The organism is Haliea sp. E17 (genome assembly GCF_048323675.1).
GTDB lineage: Bacteria > Pseudomonadota > Gammaproteobacteria > Pseudomonadales > Halieaceae > Mangrovimicrobium.
This window is the reverse complement of record NZ_JBLWFK010000006.1, coordinates 302,794-327,400: the sequence shown is the minus strand read 5'-3', so window position 1 is coordinate 327,400 and position 24,607 is coordinate 302,794. Positions and strand designations below refer to the sequence as shown.

Annotated in this window: 23 protein-coding genes; 14 read left to right on the top strand and 9 right to left on the bottom strand. The window is 64.2% G+C overall.

Features of this window, described 5'->3' with window-relative positions:
* Window position 1 precedes the first annotated feature (1 nt).
* The 6 genes from ACNKU3_RS17490 (at window position 2) to ACNKU3_RS17465 (ending at window position 2,873) form a co-directional block, all read left to right on the top strand.
* Complete coding sequence (locus ACNKU3_RS17490; RefSeq protein ID WP_418260843.1) at window positions 2-613, top strand: hypothetical protein; 612 nt, start codon at window positions 2-4, stop codon at window positions 611-613.
* Between the two features lie 81 nt (window positions 614-694).
* Window positions 695-1,105 carry a GNAT family N-acetyltransferase gene (locus ACNKU3_RS17485; RefSeq protein WP_418260842.1) on the top strand — a complete coding sequence of 137 codons (411 nt, stop codon included), beginning with the start codon at window positions 695-697 and terminating at the stop codon, window positions 1,103-1,105.
* Window positions 1,106-1,223: 118 nt separating this feature from the next.
* Window positions 1,224-1,469: a ribosomal protein L7/L12 gene (locus ACNKU3_RS17480; protein ID WP_418260841.1), complete on the top strand. Its 246-nt coding sequence runs from the start codon at window positions 1,224-1,226 to the stop codon at window positions 1,467-1,469.
* 97 nt (window positions 1,470-1,566) lie between these two features.
* Window positions 1,567-1,800, top strand: coding sequence for a hypothetical protein (locus ACNKU3_RS17475; RefSeq protein ID WP_418260840.1), 234 nt, complete (start codon window positions 1,567-1,569; stop codon window positions 1,798-1,800).
* Window positions 1,801-1,950: 150 nt separating this feature from the next.
* Entirely contained in the window at window positions 1,951-2,535 is a 585-nt protein-coding gene (locus ACNKU3_RS17470; protein ID WP_418260839.1) for a nicotinamide mononucleotide transporter, read from the top strand.
* 59 nt (window positions 2,536-2,594) lie between these two features.
* Window positions 2,595-2,873, top strand: a complete 279-nt coding sequence (locus ACNKU3_RS17465; protein ID WP_418260838.1) for a DUF167 domain-containing protein — start codon at window positions 2,595-2,597, stop codon at window positions 2,871-2,873.
* Window positions 2,874-2,886: 13 nt separating this feature from the next.
* Here the strand turns inward: ACNKU3_RS17465 and ACNKU3_RS17460 are convergent, their stop codons facing one another.
* Window positions 2,887-4,476: a phosphoethanolamine transferase gene (locus ACNKU3_RS17460; protein ID WP_418260837.1), complete on the bottom strand. Its 1,590-nt coding sequence runs from the start codon at window positions 4,474-4,476 to the stop codon at window positions 2,887-2,889.
* Window positions 4,477-4,711: 235 nt separating this feature from the next.
* Here ACNKU3_RS17460 and ACNKU3_RS17455 point away from each other — a divergent pair, with 235 nt between their 5' ends.
* The 3 genes from ACNKU3_RS17455 to tmpT all read left to right on the top strand — a co-directional run bounded on the left by ACNKU3_RS17455 (window position 4,712) and on the right by tmpT (window position 6,369).
* A complete protein-coding gene (locus ACNKU3_RS17455; RefSeq protein ID WP_418260836.1) occupies window positions 4,712-5,161 on the top strand; it encodes a protein tyrosine phosphatase family protein in 450 nt (149 codons plus the stop codon).
* A 112-nt stretch (window positions 5,162-5,273) separates the two neighbouring features.
* Window positions 5,274-5,729: a YaiI/YqxD family protein gene (locus tag ACNKU3_RS17450; protein ID WP_418260835.1), complete on the top strand. Its 456-nt coding sequence runs from the start codon at window positions 5,274-5,276 to the stop codon at window positions 5,727-5,729.
* 1 nt (window position 5,730) lies between these two features.
* Complete coding sequence (gene tmpT, locus ACNKU3_RS17445; RefSeq protein WP_418260834.1) at window positions 5,731-6,369, top strand: thiopurine S-methyltransferase; 639 nt, start codon at window positions 5,731-5,733, stop codon at window positions 6,367-6,369.
* A gap of 73 nt (window positions 6,370-6,442) precedes the next feature.
* Here the strand turns inward: tmpT and ACNKU3_RS17440 are convergent, their stop codons facing one another.
* From ACNKU3_RS17440 to ACNKU3_RS17430, 3 genes are all read right to left on the bottom strand, one after another.
* Window positions 6,443-7,201, bottom strand: a complete 759-nt coding sequence (locus tag ACNKU3_RS17440; RefSeq protein WP_418260833.1) for an SDR family NAD(P)-dependent oxidoreductase — start codon at window positions 7,199-7,201, stop codon at window positions 6,443-6,445.
* 97 nt (window positions 7,202-7,298) lie between these two features.
* The gene (locus ACNKU3_RS17435; protein ID WP_418260832.1) at window positions 7,299-8,864 is read right to left on the bottom strand and encodes an AMP-binding protein; all 1,566 of its coding nucleotides are present in this window, start codon (window positions 8,862-8,864) and stop codon (window positions 7,299-7,301) included.
* Between the two features lie 55 nt (window positions 8,865-8,919).
* Window positions 8,920-11,235 (bottom strand): TonB-dependent receptor, encoded by a 2,316-nt coding sequence (locus tag ACNKU3_RS17430; protein WP_418260831.1) that lies wholly within the window; start codon window positions 11,233-11,235, stop codon window positions 8,920-8,922.
* Between the two features lie 260 nt (window positions 11,236-11,495).
* Between ACNKU3_RS17430 and ACNKU3_RS17425 the strand changes: the two genes are divergently transcribed.
* The 4 genes from ACNKU3_RS17425 (at window position 11,496) to ACNKU3_RS17410 (ending at window position 15,534) form a co-directional block, all read left to right on the top strand.
* Window positions 11,496-12,554, top strand: a complete 1,059-nt coding sequence (locus ACNKU3_RS17425) for an AraC family transcriptional regulator ligand-binding domain-containing protein (RefSeq protein ID WP_418260830.1) — start codon at window positions 11,496-11,498, stop codon at window positions 12,552-12,554.
* A gap of 126 nt (window positions 12,555-12,680) precedes the next feature.
* Window positions 12,681-13,838, top strand: coding sequence for an iron-containing alcohol dehydrogenase (locus ACNKU3_RS17420; RefSeq protein ID WP_418260829.1), 1,158 nt, complete (start codon window positions 12,681-12,683; stop codon window positions 13,836-13,838).
* A 17-nt stretch (window positions 13,839-13,855) separates the two neighbouring features.
* Window positions 13,856-14,314, top strand: coding sequence for an acyl-CoA thioesterase (locus ACNKU3_RS17415; protein WP_418260828.1), 459 nt, complete (start codon window positions 13,856-13,858; stop codon window positions 14,312-14,314).
* 44 nt (window positions 14,315-14,358) lie between these two features.
* The gene (locus tag ACNKU3_RS17410; protein WP_418260827.1) at window positions 14,359-15,534 is read left to right on the top strand and encodes a hydroxymethylglutaryl-CoA reductase; all 1,176 of its coding nucleotides are present in this window, start codon (window positions 14,359-14,361) and stop codon (window positions 15,532-15,534) included.
* A 129-nt stretch (window positions 15,535-15,663) separates the two neighbouring features.
* Here ACNKU3_RS17410 and ACNKU3_RS17405 read toward each other — a convergent pair whose 3' ends face one another.
* The 3 genes from ACNKU3_RS17405 to ACNKU3_RS17395 form a co-directional block, all read right to left on the bottom strand.
* Window positions 15,664-17,454 carry an acyl-CoA dehydrogenase C-terminal domain-containing protein gene (locus ACNKU3_RS17405; RefSeq protein ID WP_418260826.1) on the bottom strand — a complete coding sequence of 597 codons (1,791 nt, stop codon included), beginning with the start codon at window positions 17,452-17,454 and terminating at the stop codon, window positions 15,664-15,666.
* 81 nt (window positions 17,455-17,535) lie between these two features.
* Window positions 17,536-18,723 (bottom strand): acetyl-CoA C-acyltransferase, encoded by a 1,188-nt coding sequence (locus tag ACNKU3_RS17400; protein ID WP_418260825.1) that lies wholly within the window; start codon window positions 18,721-18,723, stop codon window positions 17,536-17,538.
* Window positions 18,724-18,743: 20 nt separating this feature from the next.
* Window positions 18,744-20,879, bottom strand: coding sequence for a 3-hydroxyacyl-CoA dehydrogenase NAD-binding domain-containing protein (locus ACNKU3_RS17395; RefSeq protein WP_418260824.1), 2,136 nt, complete (start codon window positions 20,877-20,879; stop codon window positions 18,744-18,746).
* A gap of 128 nt (window positions 20,880-21,007) precedes the next feature.
* Here ACNKU3_RS17395 and ACNKU3_RS17390 point away from each other — a divergent pair, with 128 nt between their 5' ends.
* Window positions 21,008-22,312: a hypothetical protein gene (locus tag ACNKU3_RS17390; RefSeq protein WP_418260823.1), complete on the top strand. Its 1,305-nt coding sequence runs from the start codon at window positions 21,008-21,010 to the stop codon at window positions 22,310-22,312.
* Between the two features lie 31 nt (window positions 22,313-22,343).
* On the opposite strand, the gene ACNKU3_RS17385 is transcribed toward ACNKU3_RS17390, so the two are convergent.
* Window positions 22,344-23,657, bottom strand: a complete 1,314-nt coding sequence (locus ACNKU3_RS17385) for a hypothetical protein (protein ID WP_418260821.1) — start codon at window positions 23,655-23,657, stop codon at window positions 22,344-22,346.
* Between the two features lie 131 nt (window positions 23,658-23,788).
* Window positions 23,789-24,598, bottom strand: coding sequence for a universal stress protein (locus ACNKU3_RS17380; RefSeq protein WP_418260819.1), 810 nt, complete (start codon window positions 24,596-24,598; stop codon window positions 23,789-23,791).
* Window positions 24,599-24,607 lie beyond the last annotated feature (9 nt).

The following is a 24,607-nucleotide window of genomic DNA, read 5'->3' as shown; positions in this document are numbered from 1 at the left end:
CATGGGATTTATCCAGAAATTCGTTCTGCCAAAAGATGTGGACCTCGCAGCGGCGCTGCTGGCACAGACCTCGGCCACGAGGAAGATCGTGCAGGATCTCCACGCCGCCTACATTCTCCATGACGAGCAGGCTTTCAGTGCCATCGGCGCCAAGACCGACGAAACCAGGGCGATCAAGGAAAAAAACATGAAGGAGCTGCTGGACGTCTTTATTGCGCCCTATGACAAGGAATCCATTTTCCGATTTATCACCCAACTCGACTGGATTGCGCTAAGCGTCAAGCACTTCGCAGTTGAAGTGGACGCGTATCACAATAAACAGGAGCTGGATGCTTATCGCGATATTTTCGAACTGCTCAGGGATATGGCGAGCCTGCTGGAAGACGGCTTCAGGCAACTCTCCAGGAAGCAATTGCCCGATATCGGATTGATTCATGATAAGTATGACCTGCTGGTGGAATTCCGCGCCCGGCACGTTGCGCAGTTGCTGCAACAGGACGACTTCAAGCACATCATCATTCACAAGGATATCCTGGCGCAGTTGAAGGAAATCGCAAAACGCATGCACGTTACCGCCAACACCCTGGAGGACATGGCGATCAAGATCATGTGAAATCCGCTTCATGAGGTGTGTGGCTATCGAAAATCACTGGCGATTTTCATCCTTGAAGTAATGGGAAACAGGGAGGTTACGATGAACTGCAAAATCGTTGAGAGGTTCGCATCCGTTGATGAGTACCAGGGCCTGCGATCCGCGGTGGGCTGGCATAACCACGACCGGGACAGCGCCGAAGCCGGGTTGCAGGCGACGATCTTTTTTGTCTGCGCCCTGGTGGATGGCGAAGTGATCGGCATGGGCCGTGTAGTGGGCGATGGCCATATCTATTTTTATGTCCAGGACATTGTCGTGTTGCCGGAGTACCGGGGCCGCGGCGTCGGCCGTGACATCATGGATAAGCTGAATCAGTTAATATTGGCGAGGGCGACACCGGGTGCATTTATTGGCCTGATGGCCGCCGAGGGAGTGGCTCCCCTGTATGAAAAATTTGGTTTCAGGAGCAGGCCTGCCAACCGCCCCGGAATGGAGAAGTGGGTCCACGGCTAGCGTGGGCAGGTGCCAGTTCAGAAACGAGCAACCTGCAGGCGGTGAGAAAATAAAGGGCATAAACTGCCCGACGCCAGGGCATATTGTGCCAATAACCAGTTGAAGTGAGGCCCCGTCGATGGACCTGCCCCCTGAAGTTATCGCGGAAATTGAAGCCAACAGAAAGGTTTCCGCAGTGAAATTGCTGCGCAAAGCCCATGGGATCGGGCTCAAGGAAGCCAAGGAGCTAGTCGATGGCTATTGTGAGTCCGAGACGGGGGACGGCGGCCACCAGGTGCCCGAGGCGGATACCGGAATAGGCCGTATCATTATCCTGATCATCGGTGTAAGCGCGATCTACGCCCTGTACAAGTTCCTGATCTAGGCGGACTTGCACTGGCATTGGCGGGTACCGCGGTGTAGATTCGCGAGGTTGATTTCCCGCTAACGATCGGCGCCGTGTCGCCAGAGGTGTTGCAGTCGTGGGTGTGGTGGTAATGGCGGTGTTTGTCGCCTCCTGGCTGTGGTCAGTGGTCCTCGGCGTGAGGGTGTCCGTGCTCCGCGGGTTGCTGAACCTGCTACTGCCGCCGTTGGCGCAACTGTATTTTGCGGTGCGACAGAAAAACCTGAGAATTCCCCTGTTCCTGATGGTGGCCAGCCTGGTTTACCTGTTTCTGATCGGAAAGAATATCTCCATTGATATCACCTTCGACTGAAGCGACCTGCCAATCGGCGGGTTTTCTCCAGCGGTCTTCCTGCCGGAACGCTATGGCATAGATGTTGCTGAAATCACTCCTTTGGTCGCGATACCCTGGTTACCTGCACCCCTTTGGGGCTCTTTTTCCCGCTTGGAACAGTTCTGTTTTATGGATTTGGCATTACAGCTGTGGGGTGGCCTTTGCTACCTGTCGAACAAGATTTTATTTGCCGTGTCGGTCGGCCAGGAGGCGTCGCTCCGGCGGCAGCTGAAAATCGCCGGCTGGGCCATCTATATCGTCGGCGTTCCGGCCTGGGTCATTATCCTGGTCGGGAAGCATGACTGGATAGCCGCGTCGATCGAGGCGGGCGGTATTCCCGCCATGCTGCTGGGTCTCTACAACACCATTCACGACCACCAGCGGGTCAACCGGCTGTTCAACCGGGTGGTTTCCGTCTGTACCTACGGCTCGCTGGCGTTCGGCGTGCTGGTCAGCCTGTATCACCACGGCGGCCTTACCTCGCTCTCCCAGTTGCTGGAGATAGGGGTCATGTTCGGCTTTCTCCTGGGCAGCTACCTCCTGGCCAGGAACAACCCCGGTGGCTGGCTGTTTTTCATGCTCATGAATGTCAGCATGGCGTCCCTGATGCTGCTGCAGGAAAAGCATATACTCATGGGGCAGCAGCTGCTGTCGCTGTGCTTTGTCGTCTACGGGTACTACAAGACCACGGGGCAGCGGGTCGCGCTGCAATAGGCGGTTCTCAAGGTGTCGGTAATCCCCGGCGTAAAAGCATCCCGCTTCCGGAGTCGGGCATGGGCGCTAGCGCAAAGCTGAAAGTAAAGGTTGTACCCGGGGCGTCGAGCTCGGGCATTGCCGGCTGGCTGGACGACCGGCTGAAGGTGCGCCTGTCCGCGCCGCCGGAGAAGGGCAAGGCCAATGCCGCTTTGCTCAGGCTGCTGTCCCGCGAACTGGGGCTGCAGGAAAGCGCGCTGGCGATTGTTTCTGGCGGCAGTTCGCCGAACAAGGTGGTTGCAATCGAGGGGCTGAGCCCGGCGGAGGTGCGCCAGGCGCTCGGCGGCAGCGCGCCCTGACAGCCCCGGCGGATCAGGGGCGCGGGCCGGCGAACAGGGTGCCGCCGGGCTCCAGTTCGCGGGTTTCAATCTCGAAGGCGGCCAGGAGCGAATAGAAAATCGCATCGTGGGAGTTGCGCTGGTCTTTTAGCGCCAGGGCGTCCTGCAGGTCGATATCCGCTGACTCTCCCAGCCACAGGATCACCGGTACCGCCACCTGCTCCTGCGGGGCGATGAACCAGGGCGCGCCGTGCAGGTAGAGCCCGTGTTCCCCGAGGGACTCACCGTGGTCGCTCACATACAGCATGGCCGTTTCGTAGGCCGGGGTGTTGTGTTTCAGTAATTGAATCACCCGGGACAGGAAATAGTCGGTGTAGCGGATGGCGTTGTCGTAGGCATTGTCGATCTCTTCCCTGGAACATTCGGAGAGGTCTTTGGCCTGGCAGGCCGGGGTAAAGTATTCGAATTCAGGCGGGTAGCGCCGAAAATAGGCCGGGCCGTGATTGCCCATCTGGTGTAGGACGATGAGGATGTCCCCCGGCTGGCTGTCGATGTATTCCTGGAGGCCGGAGAGCATGCCGACATCGCGGCATTCGCTGTCGCAGACCGGGTTGTTGTCCGGATGGCGGAAGTCCTGGTAGTTCACCCGGTCGGCGACGCCTTTCGAGCTGGAGTTGTTGTCGCGCCACAGTATGCTCACGCCCGCGCGTTGCAGGATATCCAGGATGTTCTCCTGCTGCCGGGCTCCTTCCACCGTAAAGTCATCGTGGCCGGCCTCTGAAAATATACAGGGTACGGAGATGGCGGTGGATGTGCCGCAGGATACGATGTTGTCGTAGCTGACCAGCCGGGTTTCCCGCGACAGCTCCGGGTTGGTATCCCGCGCGTAGCCGTTCAGGGCGAAGCGATCGCGCCTGGCGGTTTCCCCTACAACCAGTATGACCAGCTCGCGGTCTTCTGTTGCCTCTTCCGCCACATGCGCGTCGGCCGCGGTCTTCGCCAGTTGTTGTGGCGAGGTATCCTCCGCCCGCTCCACAGCGTAGCGGATTGCTGAATACAGCGGCGTGAGCGGGTTGGTGTAGGTGCGCAGGGCCTTGTGCTGGCGAAAGAAGCCCGCGTAGCTTTCACTGAAGCCGAAAATCACGATAGCGGAAAGACACAGGGACGCCAGCCCCAGTCCGCCGCTGCGGACAAGCCGCTGCTGCCATGTGCTTTGCAGGAGGGCCAGTTTCCACACCAGGGCCGCGGGCAGGATACCGAGGAACACCATTCTCAGGATGAAGGGAAGGGTCACCAGGTCGCGGACTTCCGCGGCGTCGGTTTGCAGGGCGTTTTGCAGCATCTCGCTGCTGATGATCACGCCGAAGTGGTCGGTAAAGTAGCTGGCGGCCGCGGCCATCAACAGGAAGGCACTGAGTACCAGTCGCAGTGGCAGTACCAGCGCTAGCATCGCCATGGCGAATACGGTGGCGCTGAGCAGGACGAGGGCAAGGGAGGCCAGGAAAGCGTAGTGTTCCCCCGGCGGGTAAACCCTGCTGCTCTCCACGAAAAAGGTGGCGTTGGCCGTGAGCGTAAGGAACAGCGCGGTCAGCAGAATCGCGGCGGATGGGGAGCGTTCTTTCATGGACCTCCGCTGGGGGACTATACGGGCCTGCCGGGCCATTTCATTTGCCGGTTAACGCGATTATAGTCGGGTGGCAGTTGGCCGGCGCCGGCGGGAAAATCCCGGGTTCGATGGTGCGATACCGGGCGCCGGGATCTGGCCGGCAGCTGAAGCACCGGATTATACCCGTGCGCTGCGCCCCCTGAGCAAACCCGGGGCGGGGCGAGTACGGACGTCGGAGAGATATCGGCAGCTTATGAGCGTAGAGCAGGCATACAATTTTGTCGGGATCGACCCCGCCACGGCCACCGCGGGTCTGTTGACCGCGGAGCAGTTGCAGACCCTGGGTGACGCCGGGTATGAGGCCGTGGTCAACCTGTTGCCCCACGACAGTGAGTTTGCGCTGCCCAGCGAGCAGGACCTGGTCCGGGGCCAGGGCCTGGAATACCACAGTATCCCGGTGGATTTCGCCCGCCCGACAGCGCGCGACTATGCGGATTTCGTCCAGGCCATGCAGGCCCTGCAGGGCCGCAAGGTCCTGGTGCACTGCGCCGCCAACTACCGGGCGTCGGCATTCTACGCAATTTACGCCTTCCAGCACCTGGGCTGGCCGCTGGAACGGGCGCAGGCGCATATCGCGTCGGTCTGGAATCCCGCCGAGCATCCTCCCTGGGGTGACTTTATCGCCGGCTACCTGGCCGGCTGATCCGCTCCGTTATCCTGCATGGCGTTCTGCCGGGTGCGGCAATCCCGGCCGATGGTTCGCAAATGTGGGATAATGGCCGGCATTTCCGCCAGTACCTGAACGAGATCAGCCAATGCATATATGGGTCGACGCCGATGCCTGCCCGGTCGTCGTGCGTGAAATCCTGTTTCGCGCCGCAGAGCGCACCGGAGTCAGCCTGACGCTGGTGGCCAACCAGGCGATCCAGGTGCCGGCCACAGCGCATATCAGGATGCTGCAGGTGCCCTCCGGTTTCGATGTCGCCGACGACGAGATCGTCAGGCGGGCGCAGGCGGGGGACCTCGTCATCACCTCGGACATTCCGCTGGCCGCGGAGGTCATCGACAAGCAGGCCTACGTACTGACCCCCCGCGGCGAGCGTTACACCGCCGACAACATCAAGTCGCGGCTGAACATGCGCGACTTCATGGAAACCATGCGCTCCAGCGGTATCGATTCCGCGGGGCCCCAGGCCTACAGCCAGCGCGACCGGCAGCAGTTCGCCAACCGCCTGGATGCGCTGCTGGCAAAACGATCGAAGGAGACCTGACATGGAACCCGGCTACTGGAACGCGAAATGGAGCAGCGGTGAACTGGGTTTTCACCTCGATGCACCGAATCCCCTGTTGCTGCGCTTGTTCCCCCAAGTAGCGCCCCCGCCGGGCGCCAGGGTCCTCGTGCCGCTGTGCGGCAAGTCGCTGGATATTGCCTGGCTGCTCGGTGCCGGCTACCGGGTTGTCGCTGTGGAACTGGTGGAGAGCGCGGTCCAGCAGTTGTTCGCCGCACTCGCCATCGATCCGGAGATCGACGACAGCGCTGCGCTGCGCTGTTACCGGGCGCAGGGGCTGGACATTTTTGTCGGCGATATTTTCGAACTGACACCGGCCGCAACCGGCGCGGTGGATTTCGTCTATGACCGCGCCGCGCTGGTCGCCCTGCCGGAGCCCCTGCGCAGCCGCTACACCGGGCACCTGCCGGCCCTGTCCGCCGGCGCACCGCAACTGCTGGTGACGCTGGTCTACGACCAGGCGGCCATGCCCGGCCCGCCGTTCTCCATCGATGAGCAAGTCCTGCGGCAGCACTATGGCGAGCGCTATAGTCTGGCGCTGCTCGATGACCAGGTGGTGGAGGGCGGCCTGAAGGGCAAATGCCCGGCGCGTGAACAGGTCTGGCACGTGGTCCATGTTTGAATTCGCGCCGGTGGTCGGGATAGCGCAGCCACGCTAAGGGGCGCAGGCATGTCGGGCCGGGTGGGGTGCGATCCTAGAACGCCGAGGCGCCGCCGTCCACCGCCAGCGCCTGGCCGTTGAGGTAGCTGTTTTCCGGTGCGATCAGCGCCAGCATCGCCTGGACGATTTCCCCGGGTTCACCCAGCCGCTTCATGGGGGTGCCGCGGGCCAGCATTTCCCGGGTCGCCGGGTCTATGCCCTCAGTGACCAGGGGGGTGGGGCTGTAGTAGGGGCAGATGGCGTTGACGCGGATTCCCTTTGCGGCATATTCGATGGCCGCGGTGCGGGACAGGCCGACTACCGCGTGTTTGGCCGCGCAATAGGCGGCGAGTTTGGGCGCTCCGCCGAGTCCTGCCTTGGAGGCCACGTTGAGGATGATGCCCCCGCCCTGGGCAAGCATCTGCACTATCTGGTATTTCATGCCGAAGAACACGCCCTTGGCGTTGACCGCGAAGTTCCGGTCCAGGTCCGCCTCGGTGGTGTCCACCAGCGCCTTCATGGGGGCCGACAGGCCGGCGTTGTTGACGGCGATATCGAGCCGGCCGAACTCCGTCACGCAGCGCTCCACCATCTGCCGGACCTGCAGTTCCTTGCTGACGTCGCTCACCACCCCAAACACCTGCGCACCGCGGCTGCGCAGGGCGTCGACCACGGCTTCCAGTCCGCTGCTGTCGTAGTCGCTGAGGCAGAGGCGCGCGCCGGCGCTGGCGAGTTCCTCCGCCAGCAGGCTGCCGAAGCCGCCCGCCGCGCCGGTGATCAGGACTGTGCGGTTGGCAAAGCTGTTCAGAGTCATCGTGCCTGTATTCCGTGTGTATGGCGGGGAATAAAAAAAGCGTGCGAACCGGCCCCGACCGGTTCGCACGAAGTGGAGCTGCAGGACGCTCCGTGTGTCATCGCAATTCCCGGCGCAGGATCTTGCCGACGTTGCTCTTGGGCAGCTCCAGCCGCAGTTCGTACTGGGTCGGAACCTTGTAGGCCGCGAGGTGCTGGCGCAGGTAACGGCGCAGGTCTTCGGTATCCAGTTGTGCGTCCTGGGCGACGAGGTAGAGTTTCACCGCTTCGCCGCTGGTGTCGCTGGCAACGCTGATCGCCGCGCACTCCAAAACCCCGGGATAGGCCGATGCCACTTCCTCCACCTCGTGGGGGTAGACATTGAAGCCAGAGACCACGATCACGTCCTTGAGGCGGTCGACGATACGGATATAGCCGTCGGGCTGGATGATCGCGACGTCACCGGTACGCAGCCAGCCCTCGCTGTCCAGCACCTCCGCGGTCGCTTCCGGCCGTTGCCAGTAGCCCTGCATGACCTGGGGGCCGCGCACGCAGAGCTCGCCGGACTCACCGTGTGCCAGCGCCAGTCCGTCGCTGTCGATCACCTTCACCTCGGTCTGCGGGACCGGCTTGCCGACGGTGCCCGGCTGGATGCCGGGCCGCGGATTGCTGGCGATCACCGGAGCGGTTTCCGTCATGCCATAGCCCTCGCCGACCTCGACACCGGTAAGCGACTGCCACTGCCGCGCCACGCACTCGCCCAGGGCCATACCGCCGGCGGCTGTGCTGCGCAGGTGGCTGAAATCCAGCTGGCGAAAACCCGGGTGGCGGCACAGGGCGGTGAACAGGGTGTTGATGCCGACGAAGCCGGTAAAGGGGTGTAGCCGGATGGCCTCGATAAAGGCGTCGATATCGCGAGGATTGGGCACCAGGATACTGGCCCCGCCGCGGGAGGGCAGCGCCAGGCAGTTCAGGTTGAACGCGTAGATATGGTAGAGCGGTAGCGGCGCCACGTAGATTTCCTGCCCCTCCAGGAACGACTCCGCGGCATGCTCGGTGATTTGCGCGACATTGGCCGCCAGGTTGCGGTGGCTGAGCATGGCGCCCTTGGCCACGCCGGTGGTGCCGCCGGTGTACTGCAGCAGCGCGAGGTCATCGGGTGCGGGCGCAAAGGGGATGGGCTCGAGCTGCCGCCCTGCGGCGAGCACTTGCCGCAGGGGGCGGACGGGACCCGGGATGTGGTTGTTGGCATCCATGCACTCCAGCGGCGTGTGCAGGTCCGTGGGCGCGGTGGTGATCACCAGTTCCGTGCTGTGCCCGGGCAGCGCGGTGCGCGCCTGCTCCTCGAGACCCTCCAGGGTGATGACTGCCTTCACGCCGGCGTCGTGGTACTGGTGCTGTAGTTCGCGCGGCGTATACAGCGGGTTGGTGTTGACGATCACCAGGCCGGCGCGCAGTGCGGCGTAGACCGCCACCGGGTACTGCAGCAGGTTGGGCAACTGAATCGCAACCCGGTCACCCGGTTGCAGGCCGGTGCGGTGCTGCAGGTAGGCACACAGCGCCGCGCTCAGTTCGTCCAGTTCCCGGTAAGCCAGGCTCCTGCCGAGGCAGTGGAAGGCGGGCTTGTCGCCGTAGCGGTCCCACGCACTGTGGAGAAGTTCCAGTAGTGTCGGTTGTGGTATCACGGTGCTTTCCGTTGAAGGCGCCGGGCATGGCAGGCACGCCCGGCGCGTGGCGGGGTCAGAAGAACTTGTAATCGACCTGCAGTCCGTACACCCGGCCCTTGGCCAGCGGTGCGAAGGTGCCGCCGGTGGGAACGCCGGAGATGGTGTCCGGCAGCTGCGTGTCGCCGCCGTGTTTCACGTCGTCCAGCAGGTTGTTGCCGTAGATGCCGACAGTCCAGTGACCGTTGGCTGAATGGAAGTCGACGCCGGCATCGAGAATTTCCTGGTCGAGCAGGTAGCCGAGGTTGTCGTCGGTGTAGGCCGAGTCATCACGGTAGGCGTAGCTCAGGCGGGAACTCAGGTAGCCCCAGCTGCCCAGCTCCAGCTCGTGGTTCAGGCCCACGGTGTAGGTCCATTCCGCGGCGCGGGGCAGGTCGAGGGCCTTGTCCGCACCGTCGATGACGCCGTCGCGGTTGAGGTCGGCGGTGACCTTGCTGTACTCGGCGTCGATCCAGCCGAGTGATGCGCTCGCCAGCAGGCTGTCGGTGAGGGCGAAGCCGCCTTCGAATTCCAGGCCAAGGATATCGGCATCGGCAGTATTGCGGACCACCTGGATGACGCCGATCGGGCCGGGGAAGTTGAGTTCCCGCTGCATGTCCGACACCTCGTTATAGAACACGGCGGCATTCAGGCGACCGCGGCTGAACTCGGATTTGTAGCCGATTTCGTAGCTGTCCACGGTTTCCTCATCGAAGGGGCCGGGTACATCCTGCGGGTAGGGTGAGGTGTTGCGCAGGTTGTAGCCGCCGGAGCGGTAGCCGCGGGTCCAGTGACCGTAGAGGCGCGCCGTGTCGCTCAGTTCCCAGGTCAGGCCGACCTTGGGCGACCAGCTGTTCCAGCTGTCGCTGTCCTCGAAATCGGTATTGCAGCGGGCTTCACCCGGGGCGGGGTCGACCAGGTTGCAGGTCGCCTCACCGGGGTAGGCGATGTTGTAGACCAGCGATGCGACCCTGGCCTCTTTCTCTTCGTAGGTGTAGCGCAGGCCGAGGTTGAGAATCCAGCTTTCAGTCAGGTCGTAATCGACGGCGGCGAAACCCGCCCAGGTATCGACGCTGTAGTAGCCGCCGCCGTCGAACTGGACCGCCGGGATGGCGCCGCCGGTGGCGATGCCAAGCAACTGGCGGCGCTCGTGGTAGTCGACGTCGTTGGTGAAATAGTAGATACCGGTGGTGACGCTGGCGCGCTCGCCAAAGGTGCCTGTATAGCGCAATTCGTTGCTGTACTGCTCGGCTTCGGTCCAGGAGCGGGAGTGGAACAGCCAGACCGGCTGCGAGTCGATATCGCCCAGGCTCTTGGCGTCGTAGGTGCGCCAGCCGAAGATATTGGTAATGGTGCCGTTGCCGAAGTCCACGCCCTGGTTCAGTTCCAGGGTCAGGAAATCGGTCTCGGTGTTGTAGAAGCCTTCCTCGTCGATGGACAGGTCGTGGCTGTCGCGGTCGAAGTTGGCGAAGTAGCCGGGGACCCCGGAGCCGTTGGTGTGGTTCTGGCCGGCGGGGCCATCGCTGTCATTTTCCGAGTGCTGGTAACGCAGGACGACTTCGGTGCGGTCGGTGGGCGTCCAGACGCCCACACCGCGGTACATGACCTGTTCGACCTCGCCGAAATGGTCCCCGGTGTACTCGTTCTCGAACCAGCCTTCGTCCTTGTTGTAGTAGGCGGTGAACTTGCCTGCGATGGTGTCGGTGACCGGGCCGCCAGCCGTGCCCATCAGGTAGCTGTTAAGGCCGCCCTGGTCGCCGCCGTCTACGGCGGCGCGTACCTCGCCCGCGAAACTCTCACCGGGCTTGGCCGTGGATATCAGTACGGCGCCGCCGGTGACGTTGCGGCCGAACAGCGTGCCCTGGGGCCCGCGCAACACCTCGATGCGCTCCAGGTCGAAGACGTCGAACACCATGCCCGCGGACATGCCCATGTAGACGCCGTCGACAAACACCCCGACCGTGGGATCGATGGATACAATCGAGCTGTTGATACCGAGCCCGCGAATGGAAAAGTTGGCGTAGCCGCGCGCGGAGGCGGTGTCATCCAGCGCGACATTCGGCATCCGCACCGACAGGCTTTGCAGGTCGCGCACCTTCAGTGCCTCGATCTGTTCGTTGCCAAACGCGGAGATCGACAGGGGGACGGACTGTGACCCCTCCTCCCGCTTGCGCGCGGTTACCACGACTTCCTCGAGCATGACCTGGGTGGCGTTGCGGCGAACTTGCTGCGCCTGGGCGGGCGCGACCTGGATGGCGGCCAGGCTGCCGGCGAGCGCCAGTGTGGTGAGCCGGTACAGGCTGGTTTGCCGGGTGGGCGGCAGTGAAGTGGAACGCGAGTGCTGGCGGTGCATGGCAATCTCCCTTATTTATTATTGAGTCCGGACCTGCCCGCGCGCTTTTTCCACTGGTGGCTCTGGCGCACCGGGCAGGCGGTTAACCCGGAATGACAGGCAGCGTATCCCAGGCGTTTTGAACCGAAAATAACAATTCCCGCCATCATCAGTTACCAAAATGGCCGCGCTCGCACCGCTTTTACATCCAGCCCGAGTCGGGGCATTATGCTCTCGGTGACCGACCCGTTGGCCCGGTACGGGTCGCGACAGGAGGCGCGATGTCGCAGCAAGAGATAACAATACCGACAAGCTATATCACCACCCTGCTGGAAGTCGTGGCGGCCCGCGGCTATGACACTGCGCGCCTGCTCGAGGAGGCGGGTATCACCCCGGAGGAACTCGAGGACCGGCGCTATTTTTCCGCCCTGCGTTACGGCAATCTCTATCGCCGGGCCATCGCCGTCATGCACGACGAGTGGTTCGGTATGTTGAGTGGCGGCAGTATTCCACACGGCTCTTTCCGCCTGCTGTCACTGTTGATGGTGCACGCCAGGACGCTGCGCCAGGCCCTGCTGCGGGCCTGGGATTTCGGTCTGGTCTGCCGCGGTTTCCAGGTCAGCGTCAAACTGGAGGAAGAGGGCGACAGGGCCCGGGTGCGGCTCGCTCCCCTGCACCGCAACAACCGCGAGGAAATCGAGGCGATGATCCTCGCGGCGCAGCCGGTCATGTTGCGTACGACGCTGGCGGTCTGGCAGCGGCACTGGAGCTGGTTGATCGGCAGTGAGCTGAAAACCGACCGTACGTTCTTTACCTTTCCGCGGCCCGGGCAGCACTGGGAGATGGCCCAGTTCACCACCGGCGAACTGGTCTTCGACGCCGGTTTCAACGGTTTCGAATTTCCCGCCAGTTACCTCGATTTTCCGGTAGTGCAGACCGAGGAGAGCCTGGAGGATTTCCTGCGCCTGGCCCCCTACGGCCTGATCATCAATATCGAGAGCGGCCAGTCGACCCAGGCGCGGGTGAAGGTGCTGCTCAACCAGTACCTCGGCGACAGCGCGCTGTGCGCGGACAAGGTGGCCGAGCGCCTCAACATGTCGGTGACGACGTTGCGCCGACACCTGCAGGGTGAAGGCACCTCGTTCCAGCGGCTCAAGGACGAGTGCCGCATGGAGGCCGCATTGCATTTCCTGGCCTGCTCGGACATCAGCAACCGGGAAATCGCCGAGCGGCTCGGCTTCGATGAAGTCAGCGTCTTCTTCCGCGCATTCAAGAAGTGGACCGGGGTGACCCCCGGCCAGTATCGCGCCGCGGAACCGGTGTCGGCATCCGGCCATTGAGCCGGACGGCGCTTTTGGTTAACTGAAATGGCCGTTATCGCCATTTTTACCGGGTGGCCCTTTCCCTAGAATTTCGCAGGACCGACAGCAAACCGATTGACTGGTGCTGTCCCGGGAGCCCTGCGGATGGACAACTTTACCTTTAATACCAGCCGTTCGATTATCAGCGAAGTCGGTGGACTGCAACGCATAGGCGCGATCTGCCAGCGACTCGGCGTGCGCCGGCCGCTGTTGGTAACCGATCCTGGCATACAGCAACTCGGTATGGCCGACCGGCTGGAATCGCTGCTGGGCGCGGCGGGGCTCGCCTGCGTCACCTTTGCCGATGTCGCCGTCGACCCGCCGGAGCAGGTGATTACCGCGGCGCGTGACCTGGCGCTGGCCGCGCGGGTGGATGGCGTGATCGGCCTGGGCGGCGGCAGTTCGCTGGATACCGCGAAACTGGTGGCGCTGCTGGCGGGTTCCGGCGAGGCCTTGCAGGCGGTCTATGGCGTCGACCAGGCACACGGGCCGCGGCTTCCCCTGGTGTTGGTGCCCACCACTGCGGGTACCGGCTCCGAGGTGACTGCGGTGGCCATAGTTACCACTGGCGAGACGACCAAAACCGGGGTGGTTTCCGATACGCTCTACCCGGATGTCGCGCTGCTGGATGCGCAGCTCACGCTCGGACTGCCGCCGGCGATTACCGCCATGACCGGGGTAGACGCGATGGTGCACGCGGTGGAAGCCTACACCAGCGCGCTGCGCAAAAACCCCTATAGCGACCTGCTGGCCCGCGAGGCACTGCGCCTGCTGGGTGGGAATATCCGCAGGGCGACTCATGAGGGCGAAGATCTTCCTGCGCGCCAGGCCATGCTGCTGGGCGCCTGCCTGGCGGGCCAGGCCTTTGCCAACGCGCCGGTCGCCGCGGTACACGCGCTGGCGTATCCGCTCGGCGGCAACTATCACATCCCCCACGGGCTGAGTAATTCGCTGGTGTTGCCCCATGTGCTGCGGTTCAATGCGCAGGCGGCGGCGAACGAGTACGCTGAACTGGCGCAGTTGCTGGTGCCGCGGAAAATGCTGGCGCAAGACACGCTGGCGCGCGCCGCACAACTGGCGGATTATTTTGTCGAATTGATCGACGACCTATCGCTGCCGGCGAACCTCGCGGCGGCAAAGGTGCCCGAGGCAGACCTGCCCCGGCTGGCGCTCGAGGCGCTGCAGCAGCAACGCCTGCTGGTGAATAACCCGCGGCTGCTGGAAGTCGCCGATGCGCTGGCAATTTACCGGGCCGCCTACTGATAGCAAGAGACACTACGATGAGTCACCAACTTCCCGATCCCCGGCAGCGCGGGAATTACCGCTGGTACCTGGCGCTGGCCACACGCTGGATGGACAACGATATCTACGGCCACGTGAACAACGTGACCTACTATTCCTACTTCGATACGGTCGCCAACAGTTTCCTGATCCGCGAGTGCGGCCTCGACATCCATGCGGGTGAGCGCATTGGTTTCGTGGTGCATTCCGAGTGCAACTACGTCAGCGCGCTGGCGTTTCCCCAGCATCTCGAGGGCGGGCTGCGGGTCAATCGTATCGGCAATTCCTCGGTGCAGTACGGTATTGCCATATTCCGTGCCGGCAGCCAGGAGGCCAGTGCCCACGGCACCTTTACCCACGTATTTGTCGACCGTGAGAGCAATCGCCCGGTGCCGATCGACGGAGTCCTGCGCGAAGGCCTGGAGCGCCTGCTGGTAACGACGGATTCCTCCGCCTGATCCAGGCGATTTTTTTACGCTGATATTTCCGGAGAATAAAAACCATGTCCCCAGACAGAATTCCGCGCGACGCGGACAACGATTACACGCGCGCAGCGGCGCAACGGCGCCGCGAGTTCATCGAACAGCGCTGTGGCGTCAGCCTGGAACACACCGCGCAGTACTCCTTTGACCCGGCTATCCTGCCCGGGAATATCGAGAACTTTACCGGCGTGGTGCAATTGCCACTCGGGTTCGCGGGACCGTTGCGGGTCAACGGCGAACACGCCCAGGGCGATTTTTACGTGCCGATGACGACGACCGAGGGCACCCTGATCGCCAGTTACAGTCGCGGCATGGGTATTACCCGCGAAGCCGGGGGCATCACCACTACGGTCGTCGACGACGCCATGCAACGTTCGCCGGTATTCGTGTTCGAGGACGCCCGTGGCGCGCGGGACTTTGGCGACTGGGTGACCGCCAATTTCGAGGCGATTCGCGCCGCGGCAGAAGCGACCACCCGCAGCGGCCGCCTGCGCGATATCGAGCAGTACGCTGCCAGCCGCATGCGCTACCTGCGTTTCAACTTCACGACCGGCGACGCGGCGGGACAGAACATGACCGGCAAGGCTACCTACGCGGCCTGCCAGTGGATTCGCCAGCATTACCCCGGAACCATCAGTCACTGGTTCCTGTCCGGCAACATGGATACGGACAAGAAGCACTCCCAGCTCAACACCCTGCGCAGTCGCGGCAAGCGGGTGATCGCCGAGGTCACCCTGCCGCGGCAACTGGTGGAGCAGCGCCTGCGCACTACACCGGAAGCGATGTATGCCGCGCGCAAGACCTCGCAACTCGGTGGCCTGATGGCCGGCGCGGTGCACAACGGCGTGCATCCGGCCAACGGCATCGCCGCCGTGTTCATCGCCACCGGCCAGGACGAGGCCAACGTCGCGGAATCCCACGCCAGCCTGGTCTTCGCAGAAGTGACGCCCGCAGGCGACTACTATTACTCGGTGACCCTGCCTTCACTGATCGTCGCCACCTACGGCGGCGGCACGGGCCTGGCCACCCAGAAGGAATGCCTGCAGGTGATGGATTGCTACGGCAAGGGCAAGGCGAAAAAACTCGCGGAAATCATCGCGGCGACCGTGCTGTGCGGCGAGATTTCACTGGGCGCCGCGGTGGTATCCGAGGAATGGGTCAGCAGCCACGACGAACTGGGGCGCAACCGTCCGTGAGCGCCCGGTCCCGCCGCCCTTTGCCGTGAGGTGGGGTGAGGCGGGCATTTTTCCCGGCGGTTGAATGTAAGAAGAGTGAATGTAAAAAGCGCCCGGGTGACGGGCGCTTTACCGGATCATTACGTCCCTTTAGCCGAGCAATTCCGCCGGCACCTCCATCACGTTGGCGGCGCCGGAACGCATGGATTCGGCAAGTCCCGTTGTGCGCGGCAGAATGCGCTGGAAGTAAAAATTGGCGATAGCCAGCCGGCTTGCGTAGTAGTCCGTTTCGCTGCTGCCGCTGGCCAGTGCCGCACTGGCCACCGCGGCGCCGCGGGCGAGGAAGTAGGCCAGGGTGGTATAGCCCGCCAGCATCAGGTAGTCGAAGGACGCGGCGCCGATGGTGTCGGGGTCCTGCATCGCCCCCGCCTGCACCTCGCTGGTGAGGGTACGCCACAGAGCCAGTGCCGCTTCGAGTCGTGTTACCAGCGGCGCCACTGCCGCGCCGTGGTCGTCGCGGCAGAAGGTATCGATATGGGCGAAGAAGGGCTGCATGATGGCGCCGCCGCTGGCGACGATCTTGCGGCCCAGCAGGTCCAGGGCCTGGATGCCGTTGGTCCCTTCGTAGATCGCGGTAATCCGCGCATCCCGGTAGCGCTGTTCCATGCCCCACTCGCTGATATAGCCGTGGCCGCCAAGGACCTGCACCCCCAGGGTGGTCGCTTCCATCGCCGCCTCGGTAATGAAGCCCTTGGCGATGGGGGTGAGCAGGGCCAGTTCGGTTTCCGCGCGCTGGACCGATTCGGCATCGTCGCTGCCGTGGGCGATATCCACCAGTTTGGCGCAGTAGTAGTTCAGCAGTCGCCCGCCCTCGGCGAAGGCTTTCTGGGTCAGCAGCATGCGCCGGACGTCCGGGTGCACGATGATCGGGTCCGCGGGCTGGTCCGGCAGGACCCGTACTGGCGCGCGCATCTGCAGGCGTTCGCGAGCATAGGCGAGCGCGCCCTGGAAGGACGCCTCGATGTGACCGTGGGCCTGCTGGGCCACGCCGAGCCGGGATTCGTTGATGAACGTGAACATCGCGCTCATGCCCTTGTGCGGCGCACTGATCAGGTAGCCGCGGGCGGCATCGAAATTCATCACGCAGGTGGAATTGCCGTGAATGCCCATCTTGTGTTCGATGGAACCACAGCTCACCCCGTTCGGCTCACCGCAGTTGCCGTCCTCGTCCACCCACAGTTTGGGTACCAGGAACAGGGAGATGCCCTTGACCCCTTCCGGGGCGTCCGGCAGGCGGGCCAGTACCACGTGGACGATGTTGTCGACCATGTCATGGTCGCCGGAGGAGATGAAAATCTTGCTGCCGCTAATGTTATAGCTGCCGTCGCCATTGTCGCTGGCCCGGGTGCGCAGCAGGCCCAGGTCGGAACCGCAGTGGGCCTCGGTGAGGCACATGGTGCCGGACCAGCGGCCGCTGACGAGCTTGGGCAGGTAGCGTTGCTGCAGGTCCTCCGGCGCGTGGGCGGTAATGGTCTTGATCGCGCCCCAGGTGAGGCTGGGGTACATCGACCAGGCATGGCTGGCGCTGGCGAGCATTTCATAGAATGCCGCGCCCTGCGAGGCAGGCAGGCCCTGGCCGCCCCAGGCGGGGTCCTGGGCGAGCGCCGGCCAGCCGCTTTCCACGAACTGGTCGAATGCCGCCCTGAAGGCGGCGGGGGCGGTGACTGCGCCTTCGTTCCACTGGCAGCCCTCGCGGTCGCCTGTGGCATCGATCGGGCTGACCACCTGCTCGGCGAATTTGGCGGCTTCCTCGAGCACCGCGTCCAGCAACTCGCGGGAGGTATCCGCCGCCCCGGGCAGTGCCTGGTAGTGGTTCTCGAAGTCGAGCACTTCGTACATGGCGAAGCGCATGTCGCGCAGGGGGGCTTTGTAGTCAGGCATGGAAGTCTCCTGTGATGCCGTTTAATCACCTGCCGCCGGCATTCGGCGGCGGGTGATCCGGATGGAACTGGGAAAGGCTTGTTAGAGCGCCACCTCGAAGAGTCCGGCGGCGCCCATGCCGCCGCCAACGCACATGCTGACGACTACGTAGCGCGCGCCGCGGCGCCTGCCTTCGATCAGGGCGTGGCCGGCGAGCCGGGCGCCGGTCATGCCGTAGGGATGGCCGATGGCGATACTGCCGCCGTTGACGTTGTAGATATCCGGGTCGATGCCGAGGTGGTCGCGGCAGTACAGCACCTGGCAGGCGAAGGCCTCGTTGAGCTCCCACAGGCCGATGTCGTTGATGCCGAGCCCGTGTTGTTTGAGCAGTTTCGGGATCGCATAGATGGGCCCGATACCCATTTCCTCCGGCGCATTGCCCACCACGGTCATGCCGCGGTAAAAACCCAGCGGCTGCAGGCCGCGCTGCTCCGCCAGCTTCGCCTCCATCAGGACACAGGCTGAGGCGCCGTCGGAAAGCTGGCTGGCGTTGCCGGCGGTAACGCAGCCGCCCTCGATCACCGGGTTCAGGCCCTGCAGGTTGTCGAGGGTGGTCTCCGGGCGGTTGCCTTCGTCCTTCGACAGGGTCACTTCACGGAAGCTGACCTCGCCGCTTTCCTTGTCCGCAACGGCCTGGGTGGCGGTGATCGGGACGATCTCCTCGTCGAAGGCGCCGGCCTGCTGGCCGGCCGCGGTGCGCTGCTGGGAGGACAGGGCATAAGCATCCTGGGCCTCGCGGCTGATGCCGTATTTCCGGGCGACGAACTCCGCCGTTTGCAGCATCGGCATGTAGGCGTGTTCCGCCCGGGCGATGACATTGGCGTCCGCGGCTTTGGCCACCGCGTCGAAATAGGGCAGCTGTACCGCCGAGATATTGTCCTGGCCCCCGGCCACCACCACGTCCATGCCGTCGACGATGATCTGCTTGGCGGCGGTGGCGATGGCCATCAGGCCGGAGGAGCACTGGCGGTCCATGGTCTGGCCGGAGACCGTGTCGGGCAGGCCCGCGGCCAGCGCCGAGAGCCGGGCGACGTTCATGCCCGCCGTGCCCATGGTGAGTACGGCACCGATGATCACATCCTCTATTTCGGCGCCTTCCACGCCGGCGCGCTGCACCGCGTGGCGGATCGCGTGGGCGGTCAGGGTCGGCGACTTGATGTTGTTGAGTGATCCCCTGAAGGCGCGCCCGATGGGGGTGCGCGCGGTGGAAACGATGGCTGCTTCTCTCACGGTAGTATCCTTTGTCTGGGTTAGCGCTTGTCGATTTCAGCGCCGCGGTCGAAATCGCGGAAGGTCCCGCCCTCGGCGACCAGGCGTTCGAGCAGCGGCGCGGGTTCGAACCACATGGCGCCGTACTCGCCCAACTGGTCACGGTAGTGCTGCATGCCCGCCAGGATCACATCCAGGCCGGTCTCATCAGCATAGTGCATGGGGCCGCCACGCCAGGCGGGAAATCCGTAGCCATTGACGTAGATGAGGTCGCAGTCACTGGCGCGGCAGGCGATACCTTCCTCGAGGATGCGCGCGCCCTCGTTGACCAGGGGGAACAGGCAGCGCTCGAGAATTTCCTCCTCGCTGATCTCGCGCCGGGCGATACCCAGTTCAGCGGCAGCGGTTGCGGCAATTTCCTCTACTTCGGGGTTCTCGCTGCGCTGGCGCCCCGCGTAGAGATAGAAACCCTGGCCGGTCTTCTGCCCGTAGTGGCCTTTTTCATACAGGCGGTCGCCGATGAAGCCGTAGCCGGGGTCGTGGGCAATGGCGGCCCGGTTGCCCTGGCGGGTCAGGTAGCTGACGTCGATGCCGGCGAGGTCGCTCATGCTGCACAGGCCCATGGCCAGGCCGAAGTCCGTCAGCACCCGGTCGATCTGTGCCGGACTGGCGCCCTCCAGCAGCATGCGCATGGCTTCCCGGCCATAGGGTTCGAGCATGCGGTTGCCGACGAAACCGAAGCAGACACCGACCACCACTGGCAGCTTGCCGATGCGCCGGGCAACTTTTTGGGCGCTGGCGATGACATCCGGGGCGGTCCTCGCGCCGCGCACCACCTCCAGCAGGCGCATGACGTTGGCCGGACTGAAGAAGTGCAGGCCGATGACATCCTGCGGCCGCGAGGTGACGGCGGCGATGGCGTCGAGGTCCAGGGTCGAGGTATTGCTGGCGAGGATGGCGCCGGGCTTGCACACCTCGTCCAGGGTGCGGAACACGTTCTGCTTGATGTCCAAGCGTTCAAACACCGCTTCGATCACCAAGTCGGCGTCGGCGATATCCGCGTATTGCGTGGTCGCCTGCAACAGGCCCAGGCACTGCTCGACCCTGGACGCGTCCAGGCGTCCCTTGCTGACGCTGATCGCGTAGTTGTTGCGGATGGCGTCGAGGCCGCGCTGCAGGGATTCCTCGCTGAGGTCCAGCAGGACCGTGGGAATTCCCGCATTGATGAAGTTCATGGCGATGCCGCCGCCCATGGTCCCCGCGCCGATCACCGCGACCCTGGCGATGTCGCGCGGCGGGGTATCGGCGCCGACCCCGGGAATGCGGGCGGCGGCGCGCTCGGCGAAGAAGACATGCTGCTGCGCCCGCGCCTGGGGGCTGGTCACGCACTGGGCAAACAGTGCGCGCTCGCGCGCCAGGCCGTCGGCGAAGGGCAGGGTGCAGGCCGCCTCCACGGCATCGATACAGCGCTGGGGCGCCTGGAAGCCACGCTGTCTGCGGGCGGCTTCCAGGCGCCGGTCGGTGAAGAAATCCGCCGGGAGAGCGGCGGTGTCGATGAGCATCTCGGAACAGCTGAGCCGCGGCGCGTTGGCTGCCAGCAACTCCCGGGCGTAGCTGACGGCCGCGTCCAGCAGTGGCGTGTCCGCGGTATGCAGGCGGTCGACAAAGCCCGCCTCGCTGGCTGCCTGCGCGGTGACCGGCCTGCCGGAGACAATCATTTCCAGCGCTGTTGCAGGATCCGCCAGGCGCGGCAGGCGCTGGGTGCCCCCGGCGCCGGGCAGGATGCCGAGGCTGACCTCGGGCAGTCCGAGTTTTGCTGCGCTGGCGGCAATGCGGTAATCACAGGCCAGGGCCAGTTCGAGTCCGCCGCCCAGGGCCATGCCGTCGATGGCGGCGATCACCAGCTTGGGGCTTGCCTCGATCGCCTCCAGCAGGGCGGGCAGTTCGGGCTGCGTATTGAAGTTGCCGCTGGCAAACTCGGCGATATCGGCGCCGGCGGAAAAACTGCCGGTGCAGGAGTGTATGACGATGGCGTCGACCGTGGTGTCTTCGAGGGCCCGCTGGAAAGCGGCCTGCAGGCCCGCGCGCACCGCCTGGGACAGCCCATTGACCGGAGGGTTGTCGATGCCGAAGACGGCGATGTCCCCCGCTACAGAGTAGTGCATCACATCCCGCATACCGTGTTCTCCCGCGCTAATTATCGTTGTTGGCGAATAAAGGATTTGCTGTGTGGGATGCTAGAGGATTGGCCCGGACGGACAATCACGATTCCCGCCAACCTCATTAACCAAAAGCACCATCGCGAATGCGCACGAGTACCGTGGTTTGCGGGTATGATGACAGGGTGGTGGCCTGGGTTCAGCGCCGCGGCCCGACCCTGGTGGAGGTGATGGCGACAGCCGATTTTTCCCTGTTCGATGGCGCACTGGTGGCGCTCGCCACAGTGATCGTGCTGCTGATGTTGCAGCGCGGGGTGCGCGATGCGCCCTTCTGGCGCGCCACGGTGACGCCGCTGGCGTCGATCATCGGCAGTGGCTTCCTGGTGGTGGTGCCGCTGCTGGCGGGCATTGCCGGACCTTTTTCCGTGCTCGCCATCACCGCGATCGTCCTGTTGTCCCTGTGCCTGGGTGACGCGCTGCGCTTCATCATTCGCCACGACAGGCCGCCCGCCGACACTGTCATGCGGGTGCTCGCGCACACCTCGGACCTGTCCCTGGCCGCCGCCTTCATCGTGTCCATCACCTTCTACATCCGCCTGATGAGCGGTTTTGTCCTCAGCGGAATCCACCTGTACACGCCCTTCAATGCGGACCTGCTGGCCACCCTGGTGCTGGCTTTTATCGGCCTGTACGGCCTGCGCCGGGGCCTTTCGGGGCTGGAGCGGCTGGAGGAATATTCCGTCACCATCAAGCTGTCGATCATCGCGGCGCTGCTGGTCGGCATGGTGCATTTCGACGTGCGCAACGGCTACGACCTGTCTGCTTTACCTGAACCGGGGACCGACTGGTGGCTGAGCCTGCGGGAACTGGGCGGGATGTTGCTGATCGTGCAGGGCTTCGAGACCTCGCGCTACCTCGGCAACAGCTATGCGGCAGACCTGCGGGTGCGTTCCATGCTGCTGGCGCAGGTGCTGGCAGGGGTGATCTATGTCGCCTTTGTCGCCCTGGCGATGCCGCTGATGGGACCGCTGGCCGGGGAGCCGCCGCAGGAAACCGCGATCATCGGCCTGTCCGCGCGCATAACCCCGGTCCTGCCGCTGATGCTGGTGGTCGCGGCGGCGATGAGCCAGTTCAGCGCGGCGATTGCCGACACCATCGGCGCGGGCGGGGTGGTGGAACGGGAGTCGCACCAGCGTGTCCCGGCCCATCTCAGTTACCTGGTGATCGCCGTTCTCGCGGTGCTGCTGATGTGGGTCAGCAATATCTTCGAGGTGGTCGCGCTGGCCTCGCGGGTGTTCGCGTTCTACTACATGCTGCAGGCGGCGATGGCGGCGCGCCTGGCCTGGGAACCGGCCGGTGACAGGCGCCAGCCCTGGCGGGCCGGCGCCTATGCGGCGCTGGCGTTGTTGATGCTGCTGGTGGTCCTGTTCGCCAGGTCCATGGAAACCTGAGCGGGCTTTCCCCGCGCTGGCGATGCCCGCGTCAGGCGCTGCGGGCAGTGGGGCTATGGGCGTCCAGCAGGCGCTCGGCGAGGCCGCCGATATCCCGGGTCTGCCACTGGTTGAGGAACATGCTGAGCATGTGCAGCGGCACTCGCGCGTCCTCGTTGTCGCGAATCGGCGCATCCCGGTAGTCGCTGACGCCGGCCAGATTCTCCACCCGCTTTTCCAGTACCGATGGGTAGTCCATCAGGTAGGCGATGCCCATCCAGCCGGTCATCAGCAGTACGTGCTCCTGTAACTGGACCGGGTCGAGTTGCGGGCCGCCACAGCGCGCGTATTCGTCGGCGAAGGTCGCCACGATATCCTCCAGGTGGTCGTCCCAGAGGTCATTTTCCGCGCCGCTGAAGCCGCCGTAGATGGTCTGCGCCACGCTCATCTGGCCCACGTGGCCCCAGTCGAGAAGACCGCACTCGAGCTCACCCTCCCCGTTGCGCCAGAACCAGGCGTTGTCGATATTGGCATTCCAGTGGCACAGGGAGATCAGGTCCATCTCGCTGAAGATCAGCCGGCGCACGGCGTCGCCGCGGGCGTGGAAGGCCAGCGCCTCGGCGGGGAAGCGGGCGAGGAAGGCGGGATCGCGCAGGTTGTCCGGGAACAGTTGCGGGTAGCGGGTGATGAACTCGCAGACCCGCAGGGCGCGGCGCTCGGTCTGCGCGGCGTCGTAGATGAATTTTTCCCGGGCAATGCTGGTTTCCGCGTCGTAGGGGAAGCGCTGGTAGAAGCCCGGGTGCAGGCTGCCCGCCTTGTAGCTGCCGGAAAGCCGGGCCAGCGCGCGGACGATCGCCCGGTAGTGTTCCAGTGGCTCGGGCACGGTGTAGTCCAGGCACTTGGCGTAGGCCGGCTCGTTGCCCTGGGTGTCGAAGGGCACCCGTTCGGTAATGATCAGGCCGGTGCCGGTCTCCGCGTAGAAATCGGCGAACATGCACTGCGCCACGCGGATGGGAAAACCCGGGGTGCGCGACAGCGCGGCGAACTGGATTTCCGAGACCATCAGGTGGCGGCTGCGGTCCCGGCTGGGGTCGTCGAAATTGCGCGAGAACTTAACGAACAGCTGTTCCGGCAGGTCTTCCTGCGGGTGTTCGTATGCTACGGCCAGCAGCATCTTGCTGCCGGTGCCGCCGCCGAAGCACTCCTCGGCCTGGGTGACCCGGACCACCCGGTTGCTCGCCGCCAGTGCGCCGGAGGCGTGAAACGCAGTGGTGAGGAACTCAGCGCCCCCTTCCCTCAATGCACTGACGCTGGCCGGAATCTGCAGGCCCGATTCGTCCCCGGGGACCCATTGTGGTTCAGTCATGTTGTCTGGCTCTTATGGTTGTGTTGTGCCGTTGCAGCCGGCGGGGATTGAAGTCCCCGCCAGTGTGCAGGGGGCGCGACGGCTGCTTGGTGGATGGTGGCTCTTGTCCCGCTGTTACCTGTAGCTCCTGGCTAGGGCATGGCGAGGACATTGCACTGCAGTTTGCCGAGGATTTTCTCCGCGGTGTTGCCGTGCAGCAGGGCCGCCAGGCCCGAGCGGTGGGAGTTGCCCACCACCACCAGGCTGGCATCGATGTTCTTCGCCACGTCGACAATCACCTTGTCCGGCGCGCCCAGCTTGATGTGCACATGGTCGCTGGGCACCCCGGTCTGCTCCACGATCTCGGCGCGGTCCGGCACCAGGCGGAAATCCGGGAAGGCGTTGACGATGTGTACGTCCGCCTGCAGGGTGGCGACCACCCGGCGGCTGAACTCGATCACGTGCTGGTTCAGTTTCTGGTAGTTAGGGTTCTTCGCCTTGATGTCGATGGCGGCGAGGATGGTAGAGGTCTCCCGCTGCTCCGCCCGCTTGATCAGCAGTACCGGGCACAGGCACTCGCGGATCAGGATGGAATCCCCGGTGAACTTCAACACGCGCCGGCGCGGGTTGCGCAGCGAGGTCTTGAACACGATGTCGGCAAAATCCCGGGCCGCGGCGCGCACGATGGCGTGGTGCCAGTCCTTGTCCCAGTCCACTTCCGAGCTGACCTCGACGCCCATTGCCGCGACCGGCTCCAGCAGGGCGTCCAGGCGGGCCTTGTGCTCCCGCAGCAGGCGCTTGACTTCCTCGTTCTCGTATTCGGCCCCGGAGACTTCGCTGTGGATGCAGCCGAACAGCAGTATGCGGGCGCCGATATCCCCGGCGATCCTGGCGGCTATCTCCAGCGCCGGTTGTTCTTCCCGGTTGGGGTCGTGGACCACCAGCAGTTTTCTCATTTCCATTGCGGTCTT

Coding starts and splice junctions, on each gene's coding strand:
- ACNKU3_RS17490 (WP_418260843.1), top strand. CDS start 2: ATGGGATTTATCCAGAAATTCGTTCTGCCAAAAGATGTGGACCTCGCA.
- ACNKU3_RS17485 (WP_418260842.1), top strand. CDS start 695: ATGAACTGCAAAATCGTTGAGAGGTTCGCATCCGTTGATGAGTACCAG.
- ACNKU3_RS17480 (WP_418260841.1), top strand. CDS start 1,224: ATGGACCTGCCCCCTGAAGTTATCGCGGAAATTGAAGCCAACAGAAAG.
- ACNKU3_RS17470 (WP_418260839.1), top strand. CDS start 1,951: ATGGATTTGGCATTACAGCTGTGGGGTGGCCTTTGCTACCTGTCGAAC.
- ACNKU3_RS17465 (WP_418260838.1), top strand. CDS start 2,595: ATGGGCGCTAGCGCAAAGCTGAAAGTAAAGGTTGTACCCGGGGCGTCG.
- ACNKU3_RS17460 (WP_418260837.1), bottom strand. CDS start 4,476: ATGAAAGAACGCTCCCCATCCGCCGCGATTCTGCTGACCGCGCTGTTC.
- ACNKU3_RS17455 (WP_418260836.1), top strand. CDS start 4,712: ATGAGCGTAGAGCAGGCATACAATTTTGTCGGGATCGACCCCGCCACG.
- ACNKU3_RS17450 (WP_418260835.1), top strand. CDS start 5,274: ATGCATATATGGGTCGACGCCGATGCCTGCCCGGTCGTCGTGCGTGAA.
- tmpT (WP_418260834.1), top strand. CDS start 5,731: ATGGAACCCGGCTACTGGAACGCGAAATGGAGCAGCGGTGAACTGGGT.
- ACNKU3_RS17440 (WP_418260833.1), bottom strand. CDS start 7,201: ATGACTCTGAACAGCTTTGCCAACCGCACAGTCCTGATCACCGGCGCG.
- ACNKU3_RS17430 (WP_418260831.1), bottom strand. CDS start 11,235: ATGCACCGCCAGCACTCGCGTTCCACTTCACTGCCGCCCACCCGGCAA.
- ACNKU3_RS17425 (WP_418260830.1), top strand. CDS start 11,496: ATGTCGCAGCAAGAGATAACAATACCGACAAGCTATATCACCACCCTG.
- ACNKU3_RS17420 (WP_418260829.1), top strand. CDS start 12,681: ATGGACAACTTTACCTTTAATACCAGCCGTTCGATTATCAGCGAAGTC.
- ACNKU3_RS17415 (WP_418260828.1), top strand. CDS start 13,856: ATGAGTCACCAACTTCCCGATCCCCGGCAGCGCGGGAATTACCGCTGG.
- ACNKU3_RS17410 (WP_418260827.1), top strand. CDS start 14,359: ATGTCCCCAGACAGAATTCCGCGCGACGCGGACAACGATTACACGCGC.
- ACNKU3_RS17405 (WP_418260826.1), bottom strand. CDS start 17,454: ATGCCTGACTACAAAGCCCCCCTGCGCGACATGCGCTTCGCCATGTAC.
- ACNKU3_RS17395 (WP_418260824.1), bottom strand. CDS start 20,879: ATGCGGGATGTGATGCACTACTCTGTAGCGGGGGACATCGCCGTCTTC.
- ACNKU3_RS17390 (WP_418260823.1), top strand. CDS start 21,008: ATGCGCACGAGTACCGTGGTTTGCGGGTATGATGACAGGGTGGTGGCC.
- ACNKU3_RS17385 (WP_418260821.1), bottom strand. CDS start 23,657: ATGACTGAACCACAATGGGTCCCCGGGGACGAATCGGGCCTGCAGATT.
- ACNKU3_RS17380 (WP_418260819.1), bottom strand. CDS start 24,598: ATGGAAATGAGAAAACTGCTGGTGGTCCACGACCCCAACCGGGAAGAA.